The sequence below is a fragment of the Streptomyces sp. NPDC127117 genome, from assembly GCF_042677325.1.
In the GTDB taxonomy this organism is placed as follows: Bacteria; Actinomycetota; Actinomycetes; order Streptomycetales; family Streptomycetaceae; genus Streptomyces.
Genome location: NZ_JBHXTM010000115.1, coordinates 1 through 8,024 on the forward strand (window position 1 = coordinate 1; position 8,024 = coordinate 8,024).

Annotated in this window: 1 protein-coding gene; it reads left to right on the forward strand. The window is 72.6% G+C overall.

The features are described 5' to 3' along the window. A partial coding sequence (locus ACFVH0_RS40170; RefSeq protein ID WP_385828382.1) for an SDR family NAD(P)-dependent oxidoreductase occupies nt 1–8,024 on the forward strand: 8,024 nt, incomplete at both ends.

Below are 8,024 nucleotides of genomic sequence, written 5' to 3' on the forward strand. Positions count from 1 at the left end.
CACACCCCACACACCGAACTCCCCACCTACCCCTTCCAACACCAACGCCACTGGCTCAACCCCACCCGCAAGACCACCACCGGATCCCACCCCCTGCTCACCTCGTCGCTGAGGCTCGCCGACGGCACGACTGTCCACGGCGGAGTCCTGGACGTCGACGCGCAACCGTGGCTGGCCGAGCACACCATCGACGGCAACACGATCCTGCCCGGCACGGCACTCCTCGACCTCGCCCTGCACGCGAGCGGTGGCGCGGTTGAGGAACTCGTGCTGGAATCCCCGCTGCCGGTGGAGACCGCGGCCGAGATCCAGGTCCGGACCGACGGCGACACCGTGACGGTCCACGCCAGACACGGTGAGGACTGGACGAGGCACGCCGGCGGGCGGCTCGGAACCAGGGGCGCACCGGACCCCGCACCGGTCGAGTGGCCGCCGGCGGATGCCGACCCGGTGGATCTCGGCGACGCCTACGAACGGCTCGCCGACCGGGGCTACGAATACGGTCCGACCTTCCAGGGGCTGCTGGCCGCGTGGACCTCGGGCGACACCGTGTTCGCGGAGGTCCGGCTGTCCCAGGACGGCAGCGGTTTCGCCCTGCACCCGGCGTTGCTCGACGCGGCACTGCATCCCCTGGTACTGGCCGCGGACGGTCTGGTCGTACCGTTCGAATGGCGTGGTGTGTCCCTGCACGGCACCCAGGCGACGACGCTGCGGGTCACATGGACGCGAACCGCCGAGGACGCGGCGCGGCTGGCAGTGTGCGACGAGGACGGCAACCCGGTGCTGACCGCCGAGGCGCTGGTGCTGCGGCCGATGACGCGCGGCAAGCCGGACGACCTCTACCGGCTTGCCTGGCGGGAACTACAGGTTCCCACCGGAGAGGCCGAGTTCGACATCGTGCGACCGCCTGCCGCCCCCGGGACCGACACCCCGGCCGCTGCGCATGCGGCCGCCCGGTGGGCCCTGGCCGAGGCGCAGCGCGCGGATCGGCTGACGGTGGTACTGACCGAGCGAGCCGTGGCGATCGGCGAGGAGACGCCGGCGATCGAGGCGAGCACCGTGCTGGGCCTCATCCGGACCGCGCAGACCGAAGATCCCGGCCGGTTGGTGCTTGTGGACACCGACGGCACGGACGCGTCGCACGCCGTGCTTTCGGCGGCGGTGGCGACCGGTGAGCCGCAGCTGGCGATCCGCGCCGGCCGGGTGTACGTGCCGCGCCTGGCACTGGCCCCGACAGGGGCGACGAAGACGGAGCCGGATCTGTCGGACGGGACGGTGCTGATCACCGGCGGCACCGGCGGGTTGGGCGCACTCGTCGCGCGGCGGCTGGTCGTCGGGCACGGTGTGCGGCATCTGCTGCTCGTCAGCCGGCGGGGAGCGGCGCCCGAGCTGGTGGCCGAGCTGACCGAGCTGGGTGCCGATGTCCGGGTCGCCGCGTGTGACATCGCCGACCATGCCGCGGTCGCGGAACTACTGGCGTCCATACCGGACGATCTGCCGCTCCGCGCCGTGGTGCACGCGGCCGGGGTCCTCGACGACGCCACCGTACCGAGCATGACCGAGGACCAGCTCGCCGCCGTGCTGCGGCCGAAGATCGACGGCGCGTGGAACCTGCACGATTTGACCGGCGACCTCGCCGCGTTCGTCGTGTTCTCCTCGATCTCCGGTCTGCTCGGCACCGCCGGCCAGGCCAACTACGCAGCGGCCAACACCTTCCTCGACGCTTTGGCCGATCTCCGTCGCGCGGCGGACATGCCGGCGACCTCACTGGCGTGGGGCCTGTGGACGGCCGGAATGGGCGAGCGCCTGGGCGAGGCGGACGTAGCGCGGTGGGCGAGGGCAGGCATCCCACCGCTGGACACCGAAACCGGCCTCGCGCTGTTCGACGCGGCACTCGGTTCGAACCACGGCGTCGTCGTACCGGCCAGGTTCGACCGCGCTGCCCTGCGTGCGGTGTCGGAGCCGCCGGCCGTGCTGCGTGACCTGGTCCGGCGACGACGCCCTGCCACCACCGGGATGGACCGGCTGGCGGGCCTGCCCGAGCCGGAGCGACGGGCCGAGGTGTCGGCGACGATCGCGAACGCGGTCGCGGCCGTTCTCGGTCACGAGCCGGGCACCGCGATTGCGCCCGACCGGGGCTTCAGGGACCTCGGCGTCGACTCACTGGCCGGTGTGGAGCTCCGTAACCACATCAACGCATCGATGGGTTCGCAGCTGCCGACGACAGCCGTGTTCGACCACCCGACGCCCGCCGCGCTCACCGAGTACCTGCTCGCGGAACTCGCCGGGGCGGCGAAGGCGCCGACCGTGCGCCGCACCGTGAGCACGGGCGACCCGGTGGTGATCGTGGGCATGGCCTGTCGGTACCCGGGCGGCGTGCGCTCCCCGGAAGACCTGTGGGAGCTGGTGTCCGGCGGCACCGACGCGATCGGCGACTTCCCGGACAACCGGGGCTGGGACCTCGACTCGCTCTACGACCCCGATCCCGAGCACACCGGCACCTCCTACACCCGCCACGGCGGTTTCCTGCACGACGCCGACCAGTTCGACCCGGCGTTCTTCGGCATCAGTCCCCGTGAGGCGACTGCGGCCGACCCGCAGCAGCGGCAACTGCTCGAAGTGGCGTGGGAGACCTTCGAGTCCGCCGGCATCCGGCCGGTCACGATGCGCGGCAGCCGCACGGGCGTGTTCGCCGGGGTGATGTACAACGACTACGGCACCCGGCTCGGCCGGGCACCGGACGGCTTCGAGGGGCACCTGCTCACCGGGAACACCGCCAGTGTGCTGTCCGGCAGGGTTGCCTTCACCTACGGGCTCGAAGGGCCGGCGATCACCGTCGACACCGCGTGCTCGTCCTCCCTGACCGCGCTCCACCTCGCCGCGCAGGCGCTGCGGCAGGACGAGTGCGATTTCGCGCTCGCCGGCGGTGTGACCGTGATGTCCACACCGAACACGTTCGTCGAGTTCAGCCGGCAGCGCGGGCTCTCCGCCGACGGCCGGTGCAAGTCGTTCGCCGCCGCCGCCGACGGCACCGGGTGGAGCGAAGGCGTCGGGCTGCTGCTGCTGGAACGGCTGTCGGACGCCCGCCGGAACGGGCACCGTGTGCTCGCGGTCGTACGCGGCTCGGCGATCAACCAGGACGGCGCGTCGAACGGGCTGACCGCCCCGAACGGGCCTGCCCAGGAGCGAGTGATCCGGCAGGCGCTGGCCAACGCAGGCCTCTCGCCCGCCGACGTACAAGCCGTCGAGGCACACGGCACGGGCACCACGCTCGGCGACCCGATCGAGGCCAACGCCGTGCTCGCCACCTACGGGCAGGACCGGACGGAACCGCTCTGGCTCGGCTCGCTGAAGTCCAACATCGGGCACAGCCAGGCCGCCGCGGGTGTCGGTGGCGTGATCAAGATGGTGCAGGCCATGCGGAACGGTGTGCTGCCGAAGACGTTGCACGTCGACGAGCCGTCACCACACGTGGACTGGTCGAACGGTGCGGTCGAGCTGCTGACCGAGCCGGTGCGGTGGCCCTCCGGCACCCGCCGTGCCGCGGTGTCCTCGTTCGGTATCAGCGGCACCAACGCGCACGTGATCCTGGAGCAGCCGACGCCCGTCGAGGAGCCCACCGAGGACGACACGGGCCGACCGGCGCCGCTCGTCCTGTCGGCGCGGAGCCCGGAGGCATTGCGTGCGCAGGCCACACGGCTCGCGGACCACCTCGCCGGGCGGCCGGACCTGCGCCGGGTGGATGTCGGCTGGTCGCTGGTCACGACGAGGGAGCCGTTCGAGCACCGGGTGGCGGTGGCGGACGAGGACGCGGTGGCCGCGCTGCGGTCCTTCGGGCAGGGCACGCCGGGCACGGGCACGGTCGAGGGCACCGCCCACGGGCCGGCCGGACCGGTGTTCGTCTTTCCCGGCCAGGGCACGCAGTGGGTCGGGATGGCCAGGGAACTGCTGGACACGGCACCCGTGTTCGCGGCCAGGATGGCCGAGTGCGCGGCGGCACTCGCGCCCCATGTGGACTTCTCTCCCATCGAGGTGCTGCGGGAGGGCCGCGACCTCGACCGGGTCGACGTGGTGCAGCCGGTGACGTTCGCGGTCATGGTGTCGCTGGCCGCCCTCTGGTCGTCGTACGGCGTCACCCCGGCCGCGGCGGTCGGGCATTCGCAGGGCGAGATCGCAGCCGCCTGTGTCGCGGGTGGACTGTCGCTGGCGGACGCCGCACTCGTCAGCGGCCTGCGGGCGCGTGCGATCGTCGCGCTGACCGGCATCGGCGGGATGGCCTCGGTCTCCGCGCCGGCAGACCGGACGAGGCAACTCCTCGCGCCGTGGGCGGACCACCTGTCGGTCGCGGCTGTGAACGGGCCGTCCGCGACGGTCGTGTCCGGGGAGGCCTCGGCCATCGACGAGTTCCTCGCCGCGTGCGAGCGCGACGGGGTGCGGGCCCGGCGGGTGGCGGTCGACTACGCCTCGCACTCGGCGGCGGTCGAGCAGATCCAGGCGGAACTCCTGGAGGCGCTGGCACCGATCACACCGACGGAGGGAACGGTCCCGTTCTACTCCTCGGTGACCGGTGAGCGGATCGACACCGCCGGACTGACGGCCGAGTACTGGTACCGGAATCTGCGACAGACCGTGGAATTCGAACAGGCGACCCGCACTCTGGTCACTGCTGGCCACCGCGTGTTCATCGAGGTGAGCGCCCATCCCGTGCTCACCGCCGCGGTCGGCGACACCGCGCATGACGTCGTCGCGCTCGGCACACTGCGGCGCGGCGAGGGCGACATGTCCCGGTGGACGACCGCACTTGCCGCCGCATACGCGAACGGGGTCGAGGTCGACTGGTCACAGGTGTTCCTCGGCGGCCGGCGGACCGCCCTGCCCAGCTACGCCTTCCAGCACCAGCGGTACTGGCTCACCGGGACCTCGGAGCCGGCATCCGTTGCCGGCCTCGGTCTCGGCACCGTCCGTCACGCGCTCCTCGGCGCCGTGGTGGAGGCCGCGGACGACGGGGCCACCGTGTTCACCGGCCGGATCGGCCGGACGACGCACCCATGGCTCGCAGACCACACCGTTCTCGGTGCTGTGCTGCTTCCCGGGGCCGCGTTCGTCGAGCTGGCGCTGGCGGCGGGAGACACACTCGGCTGCGACGAGCTGGACGACCTCGTGCTGCACGCCCCCCTGGTGCTGCCCGCGCGGGAGGCGGTGCTCCTGCAGGTCAGGGTGAGCCGTCCCGACGACACCGGCGGGCGGGGCGTCACCGTGTACTCGCGCCAGGAGAGCGAGGAATCCTGGACCAGGCACGCGGAGGGGCGGCTGGCGCCGGGCGGAACCGCGCCGGAGTGGCGCTGGGACCAGGACGCCCGCGAGATCGACGTCGCCGACCTGTACGCCGACCTTGCGGGCCGGGGCTACGGCTACGGCCCCGCGTTCCAGGGACTGGTGTCCGCGCGGCGCCGCGACGCCGATGTGTTCGCGGAAGTCGTGTTGGGGGAGGAGGAGCAGAGCGGCGCCGACCGGTTCGTTCTGCACCCGGCGTTGCTGGACGCCGCGCTGCACGCCATCGGGCTGGGACCGGTGGAAGGACTGTGGGACGGGATGCTGCCGTTCTCGTTCGGAGGTGTGCGCGTGCACCGGCGCGGTGCGACGGCCGCGAGGGTGTGGGCCCGCCCCGCCGGGGCGGACACCGCCTCGGTCATCCTCGCCGACGCGGACGGCGAAGTCATCGCGTCGGTCGACTCACTCGCGACGCGACGGTTCAGCCCACAGGCGGTCCGGTCACGGGACGCCGGGCTGTTCGTGACGGAGTGGGCCCCTGCCGCACAGGACACCGCCCGGCCGGACACCACCGTGGTCGAGTGCCCGCCGTCCGACCCCGGGGCACCGATCCCCGACCAGGTGCGCGCGGCCACCACGTGGGTGCTGGACCACCTGCGGGAGTGGCTCGCGGACGACCGCCGAGGCCGGCTCGTCGTCGTCACACGCTGGGCGGTCGGTCCGGCCGTCCGGGACATCGGACAAGCGGCCGTGTGGGGCCTGGTGCGTTCGGCCCAGTCGGAGAACCCCGGCCGTTTCGTGCTGCTGGACACGGACGGCGACGTACCGCCGGTCGCCGGCGACCAGCTGATGGTCCGCGACGGAATCCTGTACGCACCCAAGCAGGTACCGGTCGGCGCCACCGAGCCGATCCATCCTTCCACGGCGAACGGCACGGTCCTGGTGACGGGGGCGACCGGCACGCTCGGCGGCCTGGTGACGCGGCGGCTGGTCACCGAGCACGGGGTACGGAGTCTCCTGCTCGTCTCGCGCATGGGCGATCGGGCACCGGGGGCCACCGAACTGGTGGCGGACCTTCGGTCGCTCGGTGCCGAGGCCACCGTGGTCGCGTGCGACGCGGCCGACGCGGACGCGCTGGCGGACGCCGTGGCCGGTGTTCGGGTGACCGGCGTGGTGCACGCGGCCGGTGTGCTCGACGACGGTGTGATCGAGTCCCTGGACGCCGCGCGGCTCGACCGGGTCCTTCGGCCCAAGGTCGACGCGGCGGTCGCTCTGCGGGCGGTCGTCGACCCGGCCGAGCTCGCCTTCTTCGTGATGTTCTCCTCGGTGGCCGGCACGCTCGGCACTCAGGGCCAGGGCAATTACGCCGCGGCCAACGCCGCGCTCGACGCCATCGCTACGCGGTGGCGTGCCGATGGCCTCCCGGCGACCGCGCTTGCGTGGGGGCCGTGGGAGGAGCGCAGCGGCATGACCGACCACCTCACCGACGTCGATCTGCGCAGGCTCGCCAGGAGCGGGCTGGTTCCGTTGTCCACCGAGGACGGTCTGCGACTGTTCGACGATGCGTTGCGACGGGCCGAACCGGTGCTGGTACCGGCCCACTTGCTGCCGGTGACGCCGGTGCGTGCCGAACGGCGCAGGCCGGCCGCCACCGACCCGCTCGACCTGGTTCGGGGTCATGTCGCGGCAGTGCTCGGCCACGAGGATGCTGCCGGCGTCGATGTCGACCGTGCCTTCGCCGCGCTCGGCTTCGACTCGCTGCTCTCCGTCGAACTGCGCAACCGTCTCGCCGGCGCGACCGGGCTGCGGTTGCCCAGCACGATCGTCTTCGACCACCCGACGCCGCGAGCACTCGCCGAACGGCTGCTGTCGGACCGTCCGGAACCGACGGACAAGACCGAGCCCGCGACCGTGACGACGAACGACGAGCCGATAGCGATCGTCGCGATGGCCTGCCGGTACCCCGGCGATGTCCGCACCCCGGCAGACCTGTGGCGGCTGGTCGCCGACGGCGTCGACGCGATCACCCCCTTCCCCACCGACCGGGGTTGGGACCTCGACAAGCTCTACGACCCGGACCCCGCCACACCCGGCACCGTGTACACACGTCACGGCGGCTTCCTGCACGACGCTGCGGACTTCGACCCGGAGTTCTTCGGGATGAGCCCGCGCGAGGCGATGACGACCGACCCGCAGCAGCGGCTGCTGCTGGAGACCGCGTGGGAGGCGTTCGAGCGTGCGGGCATCGATCCGTCGACGCTGCGCGGCAGCCGGACCGGTGTGTTCGCCGGCGTGATGTACAACGACTACGGCGCCCGGCTGCACCAGGGCGGTTCACCGGCCGGGTACGAGGGTTACCTGGTCAGTGGGAGCGCCGGCAGCGTGGCGTCCGGCCGGATCGCGTACACCTTCGGTCTTGAGGGACCGGCGCTCACGGTGGACACGGCGTGCTCGTCGTCGTTGGTGGCGCTGCACCTCGCGGCTCAGGCACTGCGGCAGGGCGAGTGCGATCTCGCACTGGCGGGTGGCGCGACGGTGATGGCCAGCCCCGCCGTGTTCATCGAATTCAGCCGGCAGCGCGGCCTCGCGCCGGACGGGCGGTCCAAGGCGTTCGCCGCCGGCGCGGACGGCGCCACGTGGTCGGAGGGCAGCGGTCTCCTGCTCCTGGAGCGGTTGTCGGATGCCGAGCGCAACGGGCATCGTGTGCTGGCTCTGGTGCGTGGGTCCGCGGTCAATTCGGACGGGGCGTCGAA